Origin of the sequence: Bacillus sp. V26 (assembly GCF_034296245.1) — a bacterium.
Classification (GTDB): domain Bacteria; phylum Bacillota; class Bacilli; order Bacillales; family Bacillaceae; genus Bacillus; species Bacillus halotolerans.
In genome coordinates this window covers 1,246,876-1,267,956 of record NZ_JAXKQF010000001.1, presented here as the reverse complement: position 1 = coordinate 1,267,956, position 21,081 = coordinate 1,246,876, and the positions used below count along the sequence as shown (strand labels likewise).

The 21,081-nt window shown below is 43.2% G+C and carries 17 protein-coding genes; all 17 read left to right on the top strand.

Annotated features, from left to right (window positions below; translation table 11 throughout):
* Nucleotides 1–43: 43 nt before the first annotated feature.
* A complete protein-coding gene (gene dxr, locus UJ203_RS06405; protein WP_322009223.1) occupies nt 44–1,195 on the top strand; it encodes a 1-deoxy-D-xylulose-5-phosphate reductoisomerase in 1,152 nt (383 codons plus the stop codon).
* A 6-nt stretch (nt 1,196–1,201) separates the two neighbouring features.
* The gene (gene rseP / locus UJ203_RS06400; RefSeq protein WP_105954244.1) at nt 1,202–2,470 is read left to right on the top strand and encodes an RIP metalloprotease RseP; all 1,269 of its coding nucleotides are present in this window, start codon (nt 1,202–1,204) and stop codon (nt 2,468–2,470) included.
* Between the two features lie 32 nt (nt 2,471–2,502).
* Complete coding sequence (gene proS, locus UJ203_RS06395; protein ID WP_322009220.1) at nt 2,503–4,197, top strand: proline--tRNA ligase; 1,695 nt, start codon at nt 2,503–2,505, stop codon at nt 4,195–4,197.
* Between the two features lie 107 nt (nt 4,198–4,304).
* Nucleotides 4,305–8,618 carry a PolC-type DNA polymerase III gene (locus UJ203_RS06390; protein ID WP_322009216.1) on the top strand — a complete coding sequence of 1,438 codons (4,314 nt, stop codon included), beginning with the start codon at nt 4,305–4,307 and terminating at the stop codon, nt 8,616–8,618.
* Between the two features lie 334 nt (nt 8,619–8,952).
* The gene (rimP, locus tag UJ203_RS06385) at nt 8,953–9,423 is read left to right on the top strand and encodes a ribosome maturation factor RimP (RefSeq protein WP_024121427.1); all 471 of its coding nucleotides are present in this window, start codon (nt 8,953–8,955) and stop codon (nt 9,421–9,423) included.
* A gap of 33 nt (nt 9,424–9,456) precedes the next feature.
* On the top strand, nt 9,457–10,575 hold the full coding sequence (gene nusA, locus UJ203_RS06380) for a transcription termination factor NusA (RefSeq protein ID WP_024121428.1): 1,119 nt from the start codon (nt 9,457–9,459) through the stop codon (nt 10,573–10,575).
* Nucleotides 10,576–10,588: 13 nt separating this feature from the next.
* Nucleotides 10,589–10,864 carry a glucose-induced regulator RulR gene (gene rulR, locus UJ203_RS06375; protein ID WP_010334283.1) on the top strand — a complete coding sequence of 92 codons (276 nt, stop codon included), beginning with the start codon at nt 10,589–10,591 and terminating at the stop codon, nt 10,862–10,864.
* A gap of 1 nt (nt 10,865) precedes the next feature.
* A complete protein-coding gene (locus tag UJ203_RS06370; RefSeq protein WP_024121429.1) occupies nt 10,866–11,168 on the top strand; it encodes a YlxQ family RNA-binding protein in 303 nt (100 codons plus the stop codon).
* A gap of 19 nt (nt 11,169–11,187) precedes the next feature.
* The gene (gene infB / locus UJ203_RS06365; RefSeq protein ID WP_105991182.1) at nt 11,188–13,338 is read left to right on the top strand and encodes a translation initiation factor IF-2; all 2,151 of its coding nucleotides are present in this window, start codon (nt 11,188–11,190) and stop codon (nt 13,336–13,338) included.
* On the top strand, nt 13,335–13,613 hold the full coding sequence (locus UJ203_RS06360; protein WP_003220950.1) for a DUF503 domain-containing protein: 279 nt from the start codon (nt 13,335–13,337) through the stop codon (nt 13,611–13,613). Before infB ends, UJ203_RS06360 begins: the two co-directional genes overlap by 4 nt.
* Before the next feature lie 16 nt (nt 13,614–13,629).
* Nucleotides 13,630–13,983 (top strand): 30S ribosome-binding factor RbfA, encoded by a 354-nt coding sequence (gene rbfA / locus UJ203_RS06355; protein ID WP_010334286.1) that lies wholly within the window; start codon nt 13,630–13,632, stop codon nt 13,981–13,983.
* 84 nt (nt 13,984–14,067) lie between these two features.
* On the top strand, nt 14,068–14,997 hold the full coding sequence (gene truB, locus UJ203_RS06350) for a tRNA pseudouridine(55) synthase TruB (protein WP_322009208.1): 930 nt from the start codon (nt 14,068–14,070) through the stop codon (nt 14,995–14,997).
* Between the two features lie 18 nt (nt 14,998–15,015).
* Nucleotides 15,016–15,966 (top strand): bifunctional riboflavin kinase/FAD synthetase, encoded by a 951-nt coding sequence (ribF, locus tag UJ203_RS06345; protein ID WP_322009206.1) that lies wholly within the window; start codon nt 15,016–15,018, stop codon nt 15,964–15,966.
* Between the two features lie 156 nt (nt 15,967–16,122).
* Nucleotides 16,123–16,392, top strand: coding sequence for a 30S ribosomal protein S15 (gene rpsO / locus UJ203_RS06340; protein WP_003154182.1), 270 nt, complete (start codon nt 16,123–16,125; stop codon nt 16,390–16,392).
* A gap of 174 nt (nt 16,393–16,566) precedes the next feature.
* Complete coding sequence (gene pnp / locus UJ203_RS06335; RefSeq protein WP_095713847.1) at nt 16,567–18,684, top strand: polyribonucleotide nucleotidyltransferase; 2,118 nt, start codon at nt 16,567–16,569, stop codon at nt 18,682–18,684.
* Between the two features lie 115 nt (nt 18,685–18,799).
* Nucleotides 18,800–19,759, top strand: coding sequence for a polysaccharide deacetylase family protein (locus tag UJ203_RS06330; RefSeq protein WP_322009201.1), 960 nt, complete (start codon nt 18,800–18,802; stop codon nt 19,757–19,759).
* A gap of 38 nt (nt 19,760–19,797) precedes the next feature.
* Entirely contained in the window at nt 19,798–21,027 is a 1,230-nt protein-coding gene (locus tag UJ203_RS06325; RefSeq protein WP_322009199.1) for a pitrilysin family protein, read from the top strand.
* Nucleotides 21,028–21,081: the final 54 nt, after the last annotated feature.

Below are 21,081 nucleotides of genomic sequence, written 5' to 3'. Positions count from 1 at the left end.
ATGAGACTGAATATGCAGCAAAAAGAATAGGAGTAGTGGCACTTTGAAAAATATTTGTCTTTTAGGAGCAACAGGATCAATCGGCGAACAGACTCTTGACGTATTGCGTACGCACCAAGACCAATTTCAGCTGGTATCTATGTCGTTCGGCAAAAATATTGATAAGGCCGTGCCGATGATAGAGGCCTTTCAGCCGAAGTTTGTATCTGTCGGTGATCTGGATACATATCACAAATTAAAACAAGTTTCTTTTTCATTTGATTGCCAGATCGGGCTTGGTGAAGAAGGCCTGATTGAAGCGGCAGTTATGGAGGAAGTCGATATTGTTGTCAATGCCTTGCTTGGAAGTGTCGGTCTCATCCCTACGTTAAAGGCGATCGAACAGAAAAAAACAATTGCGCTTGCAAATAAGGAAACTCTTGTCACTGCCGGGCATATAGTTAAAGAACATGCTAAGAAATACAATGTTCCGCTGCTGCCCGTTGACAGTGAGCATTCAGCCATTTTTCAAGCCCTACAAGGCGAACAGGCTAAAAACATTGATCGCCTTATCATTACGGCGTCCGGCGGAAGTTTTCGGGACAAGACGCGGGAGCAGCTCGAAACAGTTACAATTGAAGATGCATTACAGCACCCGAATTGGTCAATGGGTGCAAAAATTACAATTGATTCGGCTACAATGATGAATAAGGGATTAGAGGTGATTGAGGCGCATTGGCTTTTCGATATTCCATATGAACAAATCGATGTGGTCTTACATAAGGAGAGCATCATCCATTCCATGGTAGAGTTTCATGACAAAAGTGTGATTGCACAGCTCGGCACTCCTGATATGAGGGTTCCGATTCAATATGCGCTCACCTATCCCGACCGATTGCCATTGCCAGACGCCAAAAGGCTCGAGCTGTGGGAAATCGGCAGTCTTCATTTTGAGAAAGCTGACTTTGACAGGTTCCGCTGCTTACAATTTGCCTTTGAATCAGGTAAAATAGGGGAAACAATGCCGACTGTGCTAAACGCGGCAAATGAAGTGGCTGTCGCCGCCTTTTTAACGGGCAAGATATCGTTTTTAGCGATTGAAGACTGTATCGAAAAGGCATTAAACCGCCATCAGGTTATTCAAAAGCCTAGCTTGGCAGACATTCAGGAAGTGGACAAAGATACCCGGGGATACGTCAATTCAATACTCACATAAGGTGGTATGTTCGTGAATACAGTTATAGCGTTTATCATTATTTTCGGAACGCTCGTTTTCTTCCATGAACTGGGCCATTTGTTGTTAGCCCAAAGAGCGGGAATTTTGTGCCGTGAATTTGCGATCGGCTTTGGTCCAAAAATCTTTTCATTCAAAAAAAATGAAACGGTTTATACGATCAGACTTCTCCCGGTCGGCGGGTTTGTCCGCATGGCCGGCGAAGATCCGGAAATGATTGAGGTGAAACCCGGCTACACGATCGGGCTTCTTTTTAACAAAGAGGATCAGGTGGAAAAAGTCATCATCAATCAAAAGGAAAAATACCCGGATGCTTTAATTATCGAGGTGGAAACGGCGGACCTAGAGCATGACATGAAGATCACCGGCTATGAACAGGGGAAAGAGGATGAGCTTTCCAGCTTTAGTGTGAGTGAAACCTCCTTTTTCATTGTAGACGGAGAAGAAGTTCAGATCGCGCCGTATAACCGCCAGTTTGGTTCCAAACCTGTGTGGCAGCGAATTAAGGCGATTGCCGCAGGTCCGATTATGAATTTCATATTGGCTTATGTCATTTTAGTGATGCTTGGGCTGATTCAGGGTGTTCCGTCAAATGAGCCTATGCTTGGACAACTGACAGACAACGGACGGGCAGCCGAAGCAGGGCTAAAAGAAGGAGATTACATTCAAAGCATTAACGGAGAGAAGATGAGGTCCTGGACCGACATTGTCTCTGCGGTAAAAGAAAACCCGGAAAAAGAAATTGACGTTGAGGTAAATAGAGATAACAAAACGCTCCACATTTCAGTTACTCCGGAAGCCGTTAAAGATGAGAACAAAAAAACAATCGGCCGCTTTGGTTCTTACGCGCCAACTGAGAAAGGCGTTCTCTCAGCAGTTGCTTATGGTGCAACATCAACTGTTGATGTTACAAAAGCGATATTAACAAATCTCAGTAAATTAGTGACAGGACAATTTAAAATTGATATGCTTTCAGGTCCTGTCGGCATATACGATATGACAGACCAAGTGGCAAAAACGGGAATCATTAATTTATTCCAGTTTGCTGCGTTTTTAAGTATTAACCTTGGTATCGTCAACCTGCTTCCGATTCCGGCTCTTGACGGCGGAAGACTGTTGTTTCTATTTATAGAAGCCATTCGGGGCAAACCGATCAACAGAGAAAAAGAAGCCTTTGTGGTGTTTATCGGAGTCGCTTTCCTAATGCTTCTTATGCTGGTCGTTACATGGAACGATATCCAGCGGCTGTTTTTGTAAATGAAAAGTAAATCAATCAGAGGTGCGAAGAAATGAGACAAAGCTTGACGCTTATTCCTACGCTCCGTGAAGTTCCAGCTGATGCCGAAGCGAAAAGTCATCAGCTTCTTCTAAGAGCAGGATTTATCAGACAGAATACGAGCGGGGTATACAGCTATATGCCTCTTGCGTATAAGGTTATTCAAAACATTCAGCAGATCGTCCGTGAGGAAATGGAAAAAATCGACGCTGTAGAAATGCTTATGCCCGCGCTGCAGCAGGCTGAGACATGGCAGGAATCAGGCAGATGGTATACGTACGGTCCTGAACTGATGAGACTTAAAGACCGTCACGGCCGTGAATTTGCTTTAGGGGCAACGCATGAAGAAGTGATCACTTCACTCGTTCGCGATGAGGTTAAATCCTATAAGCGTCTCCCTCTGACTCTGTACCAAATCCAGTCTAAATTCAGGGATGAAAAACGCCCTCGCTTCGGTTTATTAAGAGGCCGCGAATTCATTATGAAGGATGCTTATTCTTTCCATGCTTCTGAAGAGAGCTTGGATGAAACATATCAAAAAATGTACAATGCGTATTCTAATGTTTTCGCCCGCTGCGGCATTAATGTAAGACCTGTTATCGCTGACTCAGGTGCCATGGGTGGAAAAGATACACATGAGTTTATGGCACTTTCTGAAATCGGAGAGGATACCATTGCGTACTCTGATGAATCACAATATGCAGCCAATATCGAAATGGCTGAGGTTCTTTATCAGGAAGTCCCTTCAAATGAAGAGCCTATCGCTTTAGAAAAAGTGCACACTCCTAATGTGAAAACGATCGATGAGCTGACTGCATTTTTACAGGTTTCAGCTGAAGCCTGCATTAAATCGGTATTGTTTAAAGCGGATGACCGTTTTGTTCTGGTGCTTGTAAGAGGGGATCACGAAGTGAATGATATTAAAGTGAAGAATCTTCTGCATGCAGAGGTTATGGAACTTGCTTCTCATGAAGAGGTCGTTCAGCAGCTTGGAACAGAGCCTGGTTTTGTCGGACCTATCGGTGTGAATCAAGAGATTGACGTCTATGCAGATTTCGCTGTTAAAGCAATGGTTAATGCTGTTGCCGGTGCGAATGAAGGAGATTATCATTATAAAAATGTCAACGTAACCCGTGATGCGCAAATTAAAGAATTTGCCGATCTTCGCTTTATTAAGGAGGGCGACCCGTCACCAGACGGCAAAGGCACGATCCGTTTTGCAGAAGGAATCGAAGTCGGACAAGTCTTTAAGCTTGGAACTCGTTATTCTGAAGCAATGAATGCGACATATTTAGATGAAAACGGACGAGCACAGCCAATGCTGATGGGCTGTTACGGAATCGGTGTTTCCAGAACCCTTTCTGCTATTGCTGAACAGCATCACGACGAAAAAGGCTTAATATGGCCAAAAAGCGTCGCGCCGTATGATCTTCATATTCTTGCACTGAATATCAAAAACGATGCGCAAAAAGAATTGGCTGAAAAGCTGTACGCTGATTTAAAGGCGAAAGGCTATGAAGTGCTGTATGACGATCGTGCGGAACGTGCCGGCGTAAAATTTGCTGACTCGGATCTAATCGGTCTTCCAATCCGTATTACTGTCGGCAAACGGGCTGATGAAGGAATTGTGGAAGTGAAAATCCGCAAAACAGGTGAGTCAACAGAAGTTTCTGTTGATGAGTTATCTGCTTTTATCAGCAAGCAGTAAACACCATAACGATTTATCAAAAAACATGTTAAAATAGAAATAATAGAAGGTACCTCATTGCCTGAGGTACCTTCACTTATGATGTTTTTAGGGGGGATACTGTCTTAATGGAACAGTTATCAGTAAACAGAAGGCAGTTTCAAATTCTTCTGCAGCAGATTAATATGACAGATGATACCTTCATGACATACTTTGAAGATGGCGAGATTAAAAAGCTGACGATACACAAAGCGTCTAAATCCTGGCATTTTCATTTTAAATTTAAATCTTTGCTGCCTTATCAAATATATGACATGTTAACCATGAGGCTGACGCAATCGTTTGCCCATATTGCAAAAGTGACGTCTTCAATCGAAGTGCATGATGCCGAGGTTGATGAAGGCCTCGTGCAGGATTACTGGACACGCTGCATTGAAGAGCTGCAAGGCATTTCACCGCCGATTATCAGTCTCTTAAGCCAGCAAAAACCAAAGCTGAAGGGCAACAAACTGATTGTCAAAACAAAAACGGATACAGAAGCATCTGCTCTTAAGAACAAATACAGTGCGATGATTCAAGCGGGATACCGTCAATTTGGGTTTCCTGATTTTCAGCTTGATGCTGAAATATTTGTATCTGATCAAGAAGTGCAAAAGTTTCGGGAACAAAAGCTAGCTGAAGATCAAGAACGGGCGATGCAGGCTTTAAATGAAATGGAGAAGAAAGATAAAGAAAGTGATGAAGATCAAGCTCCTTCAGGGCCTCTTGTTATCGGCTATCAAATTAAAGATAACGAGGAAATCAGAACACTTGACAGCATAATGGACGAGGAACGGAGAATTACGGTTCAGGGTTATGTGTTTGATGTGGAAACCAGAGAACTGAAAAGCGGGCGCACGCTGTGCATCTTCAAAATTACTGACTACACAAATAGTATCTTAATTAAAATGTTTGCAAGAGAAAAAGAAGATGCGGCCCTGATGAAGTCTCTGAAAAAAGGCATGTGGGTAAAAGCGCGCGGAAGCATTCAAAACGACACCTTTGTCCGAGATCTGGTCATGATTGCAAACGATGTAAATGAGATAAAAGCAAAAAACCGTGAAGACACGGCGCCTGAAGGAGAAAAAAGGGTAGAATTGCATCTGCATTCCCCAATGAGCCAAATGGATGCTGTAACAGGCATCGGAAAGCTTGTTGAACAGGCGAAAAAATGGGGGCATGAGGCGATCGCTTTGACTGACCATGCTGTCGTTCAATCCTTCCCAGATGCGTATTCTGCTGCCCAAAAACATGGAATTAAAATGATTTACGGAATGGAAGCCAATATCGTAGATGACGGGGTGCCGATTGCTTATAATCCCGCTCACCGTATGCTTGATGAAGAAACATATGTCGTTTTTGACGTCGAAACAACCGGACTTTCCGCTGTGTATGATACGATTATTGAACTGGCGGCTGTAAAAGTGAAAGGCGGGGAGATCATTGATAAATTTGAGTCATTTGCCAACCCGCATCGTCCGCTTTCGGCGACAATCATTGAACTGACAGGCATCACTGATGATATGCTGGTCGACGCGCCGGATGTAATAGACGTGATAAGAGATTTCAGAGAATGGATTGGCGATGATATTCTCGTCGCCCATAATGCAAGCTTCGATATGGGATTTTTAAACGTTGCTTTCAAAAAGCTTCTCCAAGTTGAAAAAGCAAAAAATCCTGTCATTGATACACTGGAGCTCGGCCGTTTTCTTTATCCGGAATTTAAGAATCACCGTCTGAACACGCTGTGTAAAAAGTTTAACATTGAACTTACACAGCACCACCGTGCGATCTATGATACCGAGGCAACCGCTTATTTGCTTTTGAAAATGCTGGAGGATGCTGCTGAAAAGGGCATTCAGTATCATGACCAGCTGAATGAAAATATGGGTCAGTCCAACGCTTATCAAAGGTCAAGACCGTATCATGCAACAGTGCTGGCGGTGAACAGCACAGGCTTGAAAAACTTATTTAAGCTCGTTTCACTTTCCCATATTCATTATTTTTACAGAGTACCGCGTATTCCAAGGTCTCAGCTTGAGAAATACAGGGAAGGCCTTCTGATCGGTTCAGCCTGCGACAGAGGAGAGGTTTTTGAAGGCATGATGCAAAAGTCGCCGGAAGAGGTGGAGGATGTTGCGTCATTCTACGATTACCTCGAGGTTCAACCGCCTGAGGTGTACCGCCACTTGCTTGAGCTAGAACTGGTTCGCGATGAAAAATCGCTGAAAGAAATCATTACGAATATCACCAAGCTCGGTGAAAAGCTTAATAAACCTGTTGTCGCAACAGGAAATGTTCATTATTTGAATGATGAGGACAAAATTTACAGAAAGATTTTAGTATCCTCTCAGGGCGGCGCGAATCCGCTGAACAGACACGAACTTCCGAAAGTGCATTTCAGAACGACTGATGAAATGCTTGAAGCCTTTTCCTTCTTAGGTGAAGAAAAAGCAAAGGAAATCGTGGTTACCAACACACAAAAGGTTGCATCTTTAATTGAAGACATCAAGCCGATTAAAGATGATTTATATACGCCGAAAATCGAAGGCGCTGATGAAGAAATCAGGGAAATGAGCTATCAGCGTGCACGAAGCATTTACGGAGAGCAGCTCCCTGAAATCGTTGAAGCGCGTATTGAAAAAGAACTGAAAAGTATCATCGGCCACGGCTTTGCTGTTATTTATTTGATCTCTCATAAACTCGTAAAGAGATCTCTCGATGACGGGTATCTGGTAGGATCACGGGGATCGGTAGGTTCTTCATTAGTTGCGACACTTACTGAGATCACAGAGGTGAACCCGCTGCCGCCGCACTATATATGTGCTGAATGCCAGCATTCTGAGTTCTTTAATGACGGATCTATCGGTTCAGGTTTTGACCTGCCTGACAAAATGTGTCCTCATTGCGGAACGCCTTTGAAAAAAGACGGGCACGATATTCCGTTTGAAACGTTCCTGGGATTTAAAGGGGATAAAGTACCTGATATCGATTTGAACTTCTCAGGGGAATATCAGCCGCAGGCCCACAATTATACAAAAGTATTGTTCGGAGAAGACAACGTATATCGTGCGGGAACGATCGGCACGGTTGCAGAAAAAACAGCCTACGGTTACGTAAAAGGCTATGCCGGCGACAATAATCTCCATATGCGCGGCGCCGAAATCGACCGGCTTGTACAGGGCTGTACAGGTGTAAAACGGACGACCGGACAGCACCCTGGCGGTATTATTGTAGTACCGGATTATATGGATATTTATGATTTCTCTCCGATTCAGTTTCCGGCAGATGCGACAGGTTCTGAATGGAAAACGACTCATTTTGACTTCCATTCCATTCATGACAACCTGCTGAAGCTTGATATTCTGGGGCACGATGACCCGACGGTAATCCGTATGCTTCAAGATTTAAGCGGAATTGATCCGAAAACGATTCCGACGGATGACCCTGAAGTAATGAAAATCTTCCAAGGAACCGAATCACTCGGTGTCACACAGGAACAGATTGGATGTAAAACGGGCACTCTGGGAATTCCTGAATTCGGAACCCGCTTTGTCCGGCAAATGCTTGAAGACACAAAGCCGACAACGTTTTCTGAGCTCGTTCAGATTTCAGGGCTGTCTCACGGAACAGATGTATGGCTCGGTAATGCGCAAGAGCTCATTCACAATAATATTTGTGAGCTGAGTGAGGTGATCGGCTGCCGTGATGACATTATGGTTTATTTAATCTATCAAGGGCTCGAGCCGTCACTGGCGTTTAAAATTATGGAATTTGTCCGTAAAGGAAAAGGTTTAACGCCTGAATGGGAAGAAGAAATGAAAAATAACAATGTCCCAGACTGGTATATCGATTCCTGCAAAAAGATTAAATACATGTTCCCGAAAGCCCACGCCGCGGCTTATGTATTAATGGCGGTCCGTATTGCTTACTTTAAAGTGCATCACGCGCTTCTGTATTATGCGGCTTATTTTACGGTTCGTGCAGACGACTTTGATATTGATACAATGATCAAAGGCTCCACAGCAATCAAAGCCGTAATGGAGGATATCAACTCCAAAGGGCTTGATGCGTCGCCGAAGGAAAAAAACCTTCTCACAGTATTAGAATTAGCGCTGGAAATGTGTGAAAGAGGCTATTCATTCCAAAAAGTCGATTTATACCGCTCCAGCGCAACGGAATTTATTATTGACGGCAACAGCCTGATCCCGCCGTTTAATTCTATTCCTGGATTAGGTACGAACGCCGCTCTAAATATTGTAAAGGCCCGTGAAGAAGGAGAATTTCTCTCAAAAGAAGATTTGCAAAAGAGAGGAAAAGTATCAAAAACGATTTTAGAGTATTTAGATCGTCACGGCTGTTTGGAGTCATTGCCGGATCAAAACCAATTATCGCTGTTTTAGCATATAAAAGCCGAATTTCTTAAGAAATTCGGCTTTTATGCATACATGAGCGGCAAAAGTGCAATCGTATGAGTAAGAGTCCCTGTGATCAGCTTAACAGCGTAAAGGTAAACGTATATCCATTTGCAATAAAAATATGGTTATGGTATAGTTTTATTGGAAATGCTAACGATTACCGAGGCAAAGAGTGGGGAAACCCGCTCTTTTGTATTGAACAAGACAATTTTGTCTCGACATGTTCATCGTTTACTTTAAAGCCCCTGCTCTTTTGAAGCAGGGTTTTTATGCAGAGTGACGAGTCGAATATGATATCGACAGCACAAGGAGGAAGAACATGAGCAAAAAAGTGACTGACACCGTTCAAGAAATGGCTCAGCCAATCGTAGACAGCCTTCAGCTCGAACTCGTTGACATTGAATTTGTCAAAGAGGGTCAAAGCTGGTTCCTTCGCGTGTTTATTGATTCCGATGACGGTGTGGATATTGAGGAATGTGCCAAAGTAAGCGAAGCTCTAAGCGAGAAGCTTGATGAGGCAGACCCAATCAGCCAAAATTACTTTCTTGAGGTTTCATCCCCGGGAGCTGAGCGTCCATTAAAGAAAAAAGCCGATTTCGAAAAATCACTTGGGAAAAATGTATACATTAAGACCTATGAGCCGATTGACGGCGTAAAAGTGTTTGAAGGACAGCTGGCTGAATTCGATGGACAAACAGTGACAGTTGAGATGACAATCAAAACAAGAAAGAAACGGATCGATATTCCGTATGAAAAAATAGCTAACGCAAGATTAGCTGTAACATTCTAATGAATACAAGTTTTAAGGGGGGAGACCGTTAACATGAGCAGTGAATTATTAGATGCTCTCACCATTCTTGAAAAAGAAAAAGGCATCAGCAAAGAAATTATCATTGAAGCAATCGAAGCTGCTTTAATTTCTGCTTATAAGCGAAATTTTAATCAGGCGCAGAATGTACGGGTGGATTTGAACCGTGAAACAGGTACAATCCGTGTATTCGCAAGAAAAGATGTCGTTGATGAGGTATACGATCAAAGACTGGAGATCTCAATCGAAGAGGCGCAAAGCATCCACCCGGAATATATGGTAGGCGATGTTGTAGAGATTGAAGTAACGCCTAAGGATTTCGGACGCATTGCGGCCCAAACAGCGAAGCAGGTCGTGACACAGCGTGTGCGCGAAGCTGAACGCGGTGTGATCTATTCTGAGTTTATTGACCGTGAAGAAGACATCATGACTGGTATCGTCCAGCGCCTGGACAATAAATTTATCTATGTGTCTCTAGGCAAAATTGAAGCTTTGCTGCCGGTTAATGAACAAATGCCGAATGAAAGCTATAAGCCTCATGACCGCATTAAGGTGTATATCACAAAAGTAGAAAAAACGACGAAAGGCCCGCAGATTTATGTGTCAAGAACACACCCAGGCCTCTTGAAGCGTTTATTTGAAATCGAAGTGCCGGAAATTTATGATGGAACTGTAGAGCTGAAATCTGTTGCCAGAGAAGCAGGCGACCGTTCGAAAATTTCTGTTCGCACTGATGATCCTGATGTGGATCCGGTGGGCTCTTGCGTCGGTCCTAAAGGCCAGCGTGTTCAGGCGATTGTCAATGAATTAAAAGGTGAAAAAATTGACATTGTCAACTGGTCGAATGATCCTGTAGAATTTGTCGCGAATGCGCTCAGCCCTTCGAAAGTGCTGGATGTCATCGTGAATGAAGAAGAAAAAGCGACAACTGTTATTGTTCCTGATTACCAGCTGTCTCTGGCGATTGGCAAAAGAGGACAAAACGCACGCTTAGCTGCTAAATTGACAGGCTGGAAGATTGATATTAAGAGCGAAACAGACGCAAGAGAGCTTGGAATCTATCCGAGAGAACTTGAAGAAGACGACGAAGAGCCGCTCTTTACGGAGCCTGAAACTGCTGAATCGGATGAATAAGAGGTGACCTTAGGTGAATAAACACAAAAAGATCCCGTTACGCAAGTGTGTAGTGACTGGAGAAATGAAGCCTAAAAAGGAACTAATCCGAGTTGTACGTTCAAAAGAAGGCGAAATCTCAGTAGATCCGACCGGGAAAAAGAACGGGCGGGGTGCTTATTTAACGCTGGATAAAGAGTGCATCTTAGCGGCAAAAAAGAAAAACACTTTGCAAAATCAATTTCAATCACAAATCGATGACCAGATTTTCGAAGAATTGCTGGAACTGGCGGAAAAGGTGAAAAAATAAAATGTCTGGAATGGAATGGTTTCCCTTGCTGGGTCTGGCCAATCGAGCTCGTAAGGTCGTGTCAGGCGAGGACTTGGTTATTAAAGAAATCAGGAATGCGCGTGCGAAGCTTGTCCTGCTTACAGAGGATGCATCATCTAACACAGCAAAGAAAGTAACCGACAAGTGCAATTATTATAAAGTTCCTTATAAAAAAGTCGCGGATCGCGCGATTCTTGGACGCTCTATCGGTAAAGAATCCCGTGTCGTTGTCGCCGTCACTGACCAAGGTTTTGCGAATAAGCTGATCAGCTTGCTCGATTAATATTTTTGGGGGTGAACGAATGGCTAAAATGAGAGTATACGAATATGCAAAAGCGTTAAATGTTTCAAGTAAGGAAATTTTGACCGCACTGAAGAACATGGATTTAGAAGTGAATAATCATATGGCCATGCTTGAAGAAAAGGCCATTAAACAGCTTGATGCCAAATTTAAAAAAGGCGGCGCAGCCGTTAAATCTCAAAAGCCTGCGGAAACGAACAAAAACAAACAGCCGCAAGGGGTAAATCAGCAGTCTGCTGGAAATCAACCAAATAAAATTCGAGACGGAAAGAAGAATGACGTGCAGAATAATCAATTTAACAAAAACAAGAAGAATAACAACAACAAAAAAAATAAACGCAACAATAACAACAACAGAAACCAACATCAGCAAAAGCCTGTGAAGCCGAAAAAAGAGCTTCCTGAAAAAATTACGTTCTCAGGCACTTTAACAGTCGGCGCGCTGGCTGAAGAGCTTGGCAAAGAGCCTTCTGAACTCATCAAAAAACTGATGCTTCTTGGAGTTATGGCGACCATTAACCAAGAGCTCGATAAAGACACAATCGAACTGATTGCATCAGAATACGGTGTTGAAACTGAAGAAGTTATTGTCCTTGAAGAAACTGAATTAGAGAAATACGAAGAGCCTGACAAAGAAGAGGATCTTGAAATTCGTCCTCCTGTCGTTACAATCATGGGTCACGTTGACCATGGGAAAACAACGCTTCTTGACAGCATCCGTAAAACAAAAGTTGTTGAAGGAGAAGCTGGCGGAATCACTCAGCATATCGGAGCCTACCAAATCGAAGAAAACGGCAAGAAAATCACTTTCTTGGATACCCCGGGTCACGCCGCATTTACAACAATGCGTGCACGCGGTGCGGAAGTAACCGATATTACGATCCTGGTTGTAGCTGCGGATGACGGTGTAATGCCGCAAACAGTAGAGGCGATCAACCACGCCAAAGCGGCAGAAGTACCGATCATCGTTGCTGTGAATAAAGTTGATAAAGAAGCTGCAAACCCTGACCGTGTGATGCAAGAACTGACAGAATACGGACTAGTGCCTGAAGCTTGGGGCGGAGAAACGATTTTTGTTCCGCTTTCCGCTTTAACTGGAAAAGGCATTGATGAACTCGTTGAAATGATTTTGCTTGTCAGTGAGGTAGAGGAACTGAAAGCGAACCCGAACCGCCAGGCAAAAGGAACTGTTATTGAAGCGGAACTTGATAAAGGCAGAGGGTCAGTTGCGACATTGCTCGTACAGACTGGAACACTGCATGTCGGTGATCCGATTGTAGTCGGCAATACATTTGGCCGTGTCCGTGCAATGGTCAATGATATTGGTCGCCGTGTGAAAACAGCGGGACCGTCTACTCCGGTTGAAATTACCGGTCTAAATGACGTGCCTCAAGCGGGAGATCAATTCCTTGTCTTTAAAGATGAAAAAACAGCTCGTTCTGTTGGAGAAGCCCGTGCTTCCAAACAGCTTGAAGAGCAGCGCAGCGATAAAGCAAAGCTGAGTCTTGACGACTTATTCGAGCAAATTAAACAAGGTGATGTAAAAGACATCAACCTCATCGTAAAAGCTGACGTTCAAGGATCTGCCGAAGCTTTAACAGCCGCACTTCAAAAAATTGAAGTTGAAGGCGTTAAAGTGAAAATCATCCACACAGGCGTTGGTGCAATCACAGAATCTGACATTATTTTAGCATCTGCTTCCAATGCAATTGTTATCGGGTTTAATGTGAGACCGGACGGTAATGCTAAGAGTACGGCTGAAGCTGAAAACGTAGATATTCGTCTTCACCGTATTATTTACAAAGTAATCGACGAGATTGAAGCAGCTATGAAAGGTATGCTTGATCCTGAATATGAAGAAAAAGTAATTGGTCAAGTAGAAGTGCGCCAAACATTTAAAGTATCTAAAATCGGTACGATTGCCGGCGGATATGTTACTGAAGGAACGATTACGCGCGACAGCGGCCTCCGTTTAATTCGTGACGGCGTCGTGATCTTCGAAGGCGAAGTGGACGTTCTGAAACGCTTTAAAGACGATGTGAAAGAAGTTTCACAAGGCTACGAATGTGGTATAACGATTAAGAAATACAATGACATTCGTGAAGGTGACATCCTTGAAGCGTTTGTCATGCAAGAAATTGAAAGAACGTGATCGGATTTGCGGAATGTGAATGCATCATTTATGATGCAGGATCGTTAAAAGAAAAGCGCGCCGTTCTGAAGCGGATCTTAACCAGGGTTCAAAATAAGTTCAATGTTTCGATTTCGGAGATTGGCTATCAGGACACATGGCAAAGAACCAGCTTTGGAATTGCCGCTGTTTCTTCCTCTCGCGTTCAGACAGAAAAAGAGTTGCAGCGTGTTCTTGCGTTTATCGACTCTTTTCCTGAAATTGAACGGACGATCACTAGAACAGAGTGGTTTTAACTTAGAGGTGATTGAATTGAGTATGAGAGCAAACCGTGTCGGCGAGCAAATGAAAAAAGAGCTCGGTGATATTATCAGCCGAAAGCTGAAGGACCCGAGAATTGGTTTTCTGACAGTAACGGATGTACGTGTATCAGGTGATTTACAAATTGCAAAGGTGTATATTTCCGTTCTCGGAGACGAGAAAAAAAGGGAGGAAGCACTGAAAGGGCTTGCTAAGGCGAAAGGGTTTATTCGCTCTGAAATCGGCAGCCGCATCAGACTTCGTAAAACGCCTGAAATTGAATTTGAGTTCGATGAATCAATTGATTACGGAAATCGAATCGAAACATTGATTCACCAATTGAATTCAGAGAACCCGTCTGAATAACAAATGAAGAGGATAGGCGTTCGTCGTCTGTCCTCTTTTCTGCGTTTTGAAGAAAATCCTCACAACAGAAGGAGTGAAAGACATATGGTTAACGGAGTTCTCCTTTTACATAAACCGGTCGGCATGACATCACATGATTGTGTCATGAAGATCCGGAAGCTGCTTAAAACAAAAAAAGTCGGACATACGGGAACGCTTGATCCTGAGGTATCAGGTGTGCTTCCGATTTGTGTGGGCCGGGCTACAAAAATTGTCGAATATTTAACTGAGAAGTCTAAAACATATGATGCTGAAATTACGCTTGGTGTTTCAACGACGACAGAGGATCAAACCGGAGAAACCGTTGAAACAAAGCCAGTAGATCAAGCTGTTGATGAAGCAGAAATAGAAAAGGTTTTAAACAGTTTAAAGGGACAACAAGAACAGATTCCCCCGATGTATTCCGCAGTAAAGGTAAACGGCAAAAAATTATATGAATATGCAAGAGCGGGACTTGAAGTAGAACGGCCAAAACGTCTTATTACCATTGAAGATATTGTGCTCACTACAGGGGTTAAACATAATGGAGAGACAGCGAGTTTCCGGTTTACAGTAACATGTTCAAAAGGAACCTATGTGCGGACATTGGCGGTTATGATTGGCGAAAAGCTCGGATATCCGGCTCATATGTCTCATTTGATCCGTACGGCATCCGGTGACTTTTCTCTTGATAAATGCTTTACGTTTGAAGAGCTGGAAGCTCAAGCCGAGTCCGGAACTGTAGCAGAGCATACAGTCTCTATTGAACGTGCGCTCAATCATTTGCCGAAATGGATCATAAGTGATACATTAGCTAAGAAAGTAGAAAATGGGGCTTTGCTTGAAACACCAGAACAATTCTCGGATCTGACAAGTGATGACCGTCTCGCAGTCTATACGGAATCCGGAAGCTGTCTGGCGATTTATTTCCCTCATCCTACAAAACACGGGCTGTTAAAGCCGGCAAAAGTATTGATGCAAAAAAGCGAACAATAGAAAAAAGGTGACCGTTCTGTGAAGACGATACATATTACACATCCGCATCATTTAATCAAAGAGGAGCAGCCAAAGTCTGTTATGGCGTTAGGTTATTTTGACGGCGTTCATTTAGGGCATCAAAAGGTAATCGGCACAGCTAAACAGATAGCTGAAGAAAAGGACCTGACATTAGCCGTGATGACCTTTCATCCCCATCCTTCCCATGTGCTGGGCAGGGATCAGGAACCAAAGGATCTGATTACCCCTCTTGAAGATAAAATCAGCCAAATTGAACAATTAGGCACGGAGATACTGTATGTCGTTAAATTCAATGAAGTGTTTGCTTCTCTGACTCCTAAGCAGTTTGTTGATAAGTATATTTTAGGCCTTAATGTACAGCATGCAGTGGCAGGCTTTGATTTTACGTACGGAAAATACGGCAAAGGAACAATGGAAACGATGCCCATTGATTTAGATGGAAAAGCTGATTGCACAATGGTGGAAAAATTGACGGAGCAGGATAAAAAAATCAGCTCCAGCTATATTCGGACTGCACTTCAAAACGGAGACGTTGAACTGGCCAATGTCTTGCTTGGACAGCCCTACTTTATTAAAGGAATTGTCATTCACGGAGATAAAAGAGGGCGGACAATCGGGTTTCCGACGGCCAATATCGGCTTAAATAACAGCTATATTGTCCCGCCGACCGGTGTATATGCCGTCAAGGCGGAAATAAACGGCGAGATTTACAACGGCGTTTGCAATATCGGCTATAAGCCGACGTTTTATGAAAAACGTCCGGAACAGCCTTCAATTGAGGTCAATTTATTTGATTTTGATCAAGAAGTATACGGAGCCGCTATAAAAATTGAATGGTATAAACGAATTCGGAGCGAGCGCAAGTTCAACGGCATTCAAGAATTAACAGAGCAAATTGAGAAAGATAAGCAGCAAGCGATCCGTTATTTCAGCAATTTGCGGAAATAACATGCAGCGCACACAAATTTTATTCTAAAATATTTGCATATAGGCTCGATTTTTAGTATGATAGTTTTCGTAGTCTTAAAACCTTTGCTTGGCAATCCGAAGTCACCGACGGTTGCTAGGTAACTGGGGCTAAATATTATTTGGAGGTGAAACAGGATGGCAATTACTCAAGAGCGTAAAAACCAACTCATCAGCGAGTTTAAAACACACGAATCTGATACTGGATCTCCAGAAGTTCAGATCGCTATCCTAACTGATTCAATTAACAACTTGAACGAGCATTTACGTACTCACAAGAAAGACCACCATTCACGTCGCGGTCTTCTTAAAATGGTAGGTAAGCGTCGTAATCTTCTTACGTATCTGCGTAATAAAGACGTAACTCGTTACCGTGAGTTAATTAACAAACTAGGCTTACGTCGATAATCGTAAAAAGCGGGAGGATTCCCGCTTTTTTATCGTATAAAAGCGAAAAAATTTTCATAACCAATCATTGAAATCCTTTTACATACTACTTTGACATTGATATGTTCAATCCATTTCGTTCATAATAGGAGTAATTGATTATTTCACACAACGAAGAGAGGAGTTCGTAATCGTATGGGACAAGAAAAACACGTCTTTACCATAGATTGGGCCGGAAGAACGCTTACTGTTGAAACCGGCCAGCTTGCCAAACAGGCAAATGGTGCTGTTATGGTTCGCTACGGCGATACAGCAGTACTCAGTACAGCAACCGCTTCAAAAGAACCGAAACCGCTTGATTTCTTCCCGCTTACTGTAAACTACGAGGAAAGATTGTATGCGGTAGGTAAAATACCTGGCGGGTTTATTAAAAGAGAAGGACGTCCAAGTGAAAAAGCCGTTTTGGCGAGCCGTTTAATCGACCGTCCGATCCGGCCTTTGTTCGCCGATGGATTCCGTAATGAAGTTCAAGTCATCAGCATCGTCATGAGTGTTGATCAAGACTGTTCTTCAGAAATGGCTGCTATGTTCGGTTCATCGCTTGCACTTTCTGTATCAGACATCCCGTTTGAAGGGCCGATTGCAGGGGTAACTGTCGGACGCATTGACAATCAATTTGTTATTAACCCGACGGTTGATCAGCTTGAGAAAAGTGATATCAATCTTGTCGTTGCCGGAACTAAAGATGCAATTAACATGGTGGAAGCAGGAGCAGACGAAGTTCCTGAGGAAACGATGCTAGAAGCGATTATGTTCGGCCATGATGAGATTAAGCGCCTGATTGCATTCCAAGAAGAAATTGTTGCAGCTGTCGGCAAAGAAAAATCAGAAATTAAGCTTTATGAAATTGATGAAGAGCTGAGTGAAAAAGTTAAGGCTTTAGCAGAGCAAGATCTGCTGAAAGCAATCCAGGTTCATGAAAAACATGCCCGCGAAGATGCCATTAATGAAGTGAAAAACACAGTAGTGGCAAAATTTGAGGATGATGAGCATGACGAGGAAACAATCAAACAAGTCAAACAGATTTTGTCCAAGCTTGTCAAAAATGAAGTACGCCGCCTGATTACTGAAGAGAAAGTAAGACCTGACGGCCGCGGAGTCGATCAAATCCGCCCGCTTTCTTCTGAGGTTGGCCTCTTGCCGAGAACACACGGTTCCGGATTGTTCACAAGAGGACAGACCCAGGCTCTCAGCGTTTGTACGTTAGGTGCTCTCGGAGATGTGCAAATCCTTGATGGTTTAGGTGTCGAAGAATCGAAACGGTTTATGCATCATTACAACTTCCCGCAATTCAGCGTCGGGGAAACTGGACCGATGCGCGGACCGGGACGCCGTGAAATCGGACATGGAGCTCTTGGTGAGCGTGCGCTTGAGCCTGTTATTCCGTCTGAAAAAGATTTCCCTTATACTGTCCGTCTTGTATCTGAAGTGCTTGAATCAAACGGTTCCACTTCTCAGGCAAGTATTTGTGCAAGCACACTTGCGATGATGGATGCCGGTGTACCGATTAAAGCACCAGTCGCAGGTATTGCAATGGGACTTGTCAAATCAGGCGAACATTATACTGTTCTAACTGATATTCAAGGCATGGAAGATGCGCTTGGAGACATGGACTTTAAAGTTGCCGGAACTGCAAAGGGCGTAACGGCGCTGCAAATGGACATTAAAATTGAAGGCCTCTCCAGAGAGATTCTTGAAGAAGCGCTTCAGCAGGCGAAAAAAGGAAGAATGGAAATCCTCAACAGTATGCTTGCTACATTAAGCGAATCAAGAAAAGAGCTTTCTCAATATGCGCCTAAGATTTTAACAATGGCTATTAATCCTGATAAAATCCGCGATGTCATCGGACCTAGCGGAAAACAAATCAATAAAATCATCGAAGAGACCGGTGTTAAAATTGATATCGAGCAGGATGGCACAATCTTTATTTCGTCTACAGTTGAAAGCAGCAACCAAAAAGCGAAGAAAATCATCGAAGACCTCGTCAGAGAGGTTGAAGTCGGCCAGCTTTACTTAGGTAAAGTGAAACGAATTGAAAAGTTCGGCGCTTTCGTTGAAATTTTCAGCGGAAAAGACGGTTTGGTGCACATCTCAGAGCTTGCGCTTGAGCGCGTAGGAAAAGTTGAAGATGTTGTCAAAATCGGAGACGAGATTCTTGTGAAGGTTACTGAAATCGATAAGCAAGGACGGGTCAACTTGTCTCGTAAAGCTGTGCTCCGTGAAGAGAAAGAAAAAGAAGAACAAAAATCTTAAATGAAAACATAAAAGGAGCCTGGGAGACCCGGCTTCTTTATTTTGACGCTTTAAAAAGCAAGCGGGTTCTACCTTGTCCTTCTCCTTCATAATGTGAGGTGAGGGGGGACAGAACATGTACAAAAAATTTGTACCGTTTGCCGTTTTTCTATTTCTTTTTTTTGTTTCATTCGAGATGATGAAAAATCCGCACACACTTGATTATATAGGGGCAATGAAACAAGATACGGTGACCGTCTCGGCGTCCAAAGACCCGTTATATGAAGAATTGCTTCAAAAGGCGCCAGATTATGAAGTAAAGCCTCAGAATGCAAGAATAGACAAGGTGTGGAAAAGCATTCCCGGTTACAATGGTTTAAAGGTCAATATTGAAAAATCATATAAAAAAATGAAAAAGCACGGTGAGTTTCGGGAAAACGATTTAGTGTACAGTCAAGTAAAACCAAGCGTTCATCTTGAGTCTCTTCAGCCAGAGCCTATTTACAAAGGGAATCCGGAAAAACCGATGGTGGCTTTTTTAATTAATGTGGCATGGGGAAACGAATATTTGGAAAGAATGCTCCCTGTCCTTCAAAAGCATAACGTGAAGGCTACGTTTTTTCTGGAAGGCAATTGGGTGAAAAACAATGAACAGCTGGCTAAAAAGATTGCGGAAAAAGGACATGAAATCGGAAATCATTCATACAATCATCCGGATATGAGCAAACTGACTACAGGAAGAATTTCCGAACAGCTCGACAAGACGAATGAGCAAATAGAAAAAACGCTCGGCGTCAAGCCGAAATGGTTCGCTCCGCCAAGCGGGAGTTTCAGGAAAGCGGTTGTTGACATTGCAGCTGAGAAACATATGGGAACGGTGATGTGGACAGTTGATACAATCGACTGGCAAAAACCGGCTCCGTCTGCACTTCAAACCCGGGTGTTAAGCAAGATACATAATGGTGCCATGATTCTAATGCATCCGACTGATCCCACGGCGGAAAGTCTTGAAGCGCTGATTACAAAGATAAAAGATAAAGGATATGCGATTGGAACAGTCACTGAACTAATGGATGAAACAAGACTGTTGAAGTAACAGGGCAGGCAGCTAGTCTTTGAATAGGAGGAACAAATTTGATTAAACGATATACGTGTCAAAATGGTGTAAGAGTTGTGCTTGAAAATAACCCGACAGTCCGTTCTGTCGCGATCGGCGTTTGGATTGGCACAGGCTCGCGGCACGAAACGCCGGAGATAAATGGGATTTCCCACTTTTTGGAGCATATGTTCTTCAAAGGGACGAGCACAAGATCTGCACGTGAGATAGCAGAATCTTTTGATCGTATTGGCGGTCAGGTCAATGCGTTTACCTCAAAGGAATATACCTGCTATTATGCAAAGGTGCTTGATGAGCATGCGAATTACGCACTTGACGTATTAGCAGAGATGTTCTTTCATTCAACTTTTGATGAAAACGAGCTGAAAAAAGAAAAAAATGTGGTTTACGAAGAAATAAAAATGTATGAAGACGCGCCCGATGATATTGTTCATGATTTACTGAGCAAAGCCACGTACGGGAATCATTCTCTAGGCTATCCGATTCTAGGCACAGAGGAAACGCTTGATTCCTTTAACGGCGACTCTCTCAGACAATACATGCATGATTATTATACGCCGGACCGTGTCGTTATTTCTGTAGCGGGTAATATATCAGAAAGCTTTATAAAAGATGTAGAAAAATGGTTCGGATCATACGAGGCAAAAGGCAAAGCGACAGGTCTACAGAAGCCCGGATTCCATACAGAAAAACTCACAAGAAAAAAAGAAACAGAACAAGCCCATTTATGTCTGGGATTTAAAGGGCTGGAAGTCGGTCATGAAAAAATTTATGATTTGATCGTCCTTAATAATGTGCTCGGAGGCAGCATGAGCAGCCGCCTGTTCCAAGATGTTCGTGAAGATAAAGGGCTCGCTTATTCTGTTTACAGCTATCACAGCTCATATGAGGACAGCGGCATGCTCACCATTTATGGCGGAACAGGTGCAAATCAACTTCAGCAGCTGTCAGAAACCATTCAAGAAACCCTTGCAACATTAAAGCGCGACGGCATAACGCCGAAAGAGCTGGAAAACAGCAAGGAGCAAATGAAGGGAAGCTTGATGCTGAGCTTAGAAAGCACGAACAGCAAAATGAGCCGAAATGGTAAAAATGAACTGCTGCTCGGAAAACACAAAACATTAGACGAAATTATTAATGAATTAAACGCTGTAAACTTAGAACGTGTCAACGGTCTTGCCAGACAAATGTTTACGAATGACTATTCTCTGGCTCTTATCAGCCCTTCCGGCAATATGCCGTCATAAATCCGAAATGCCTGCCCTGAAACGGAGCAGGCATTTTTTTATCCTTTTGATCAT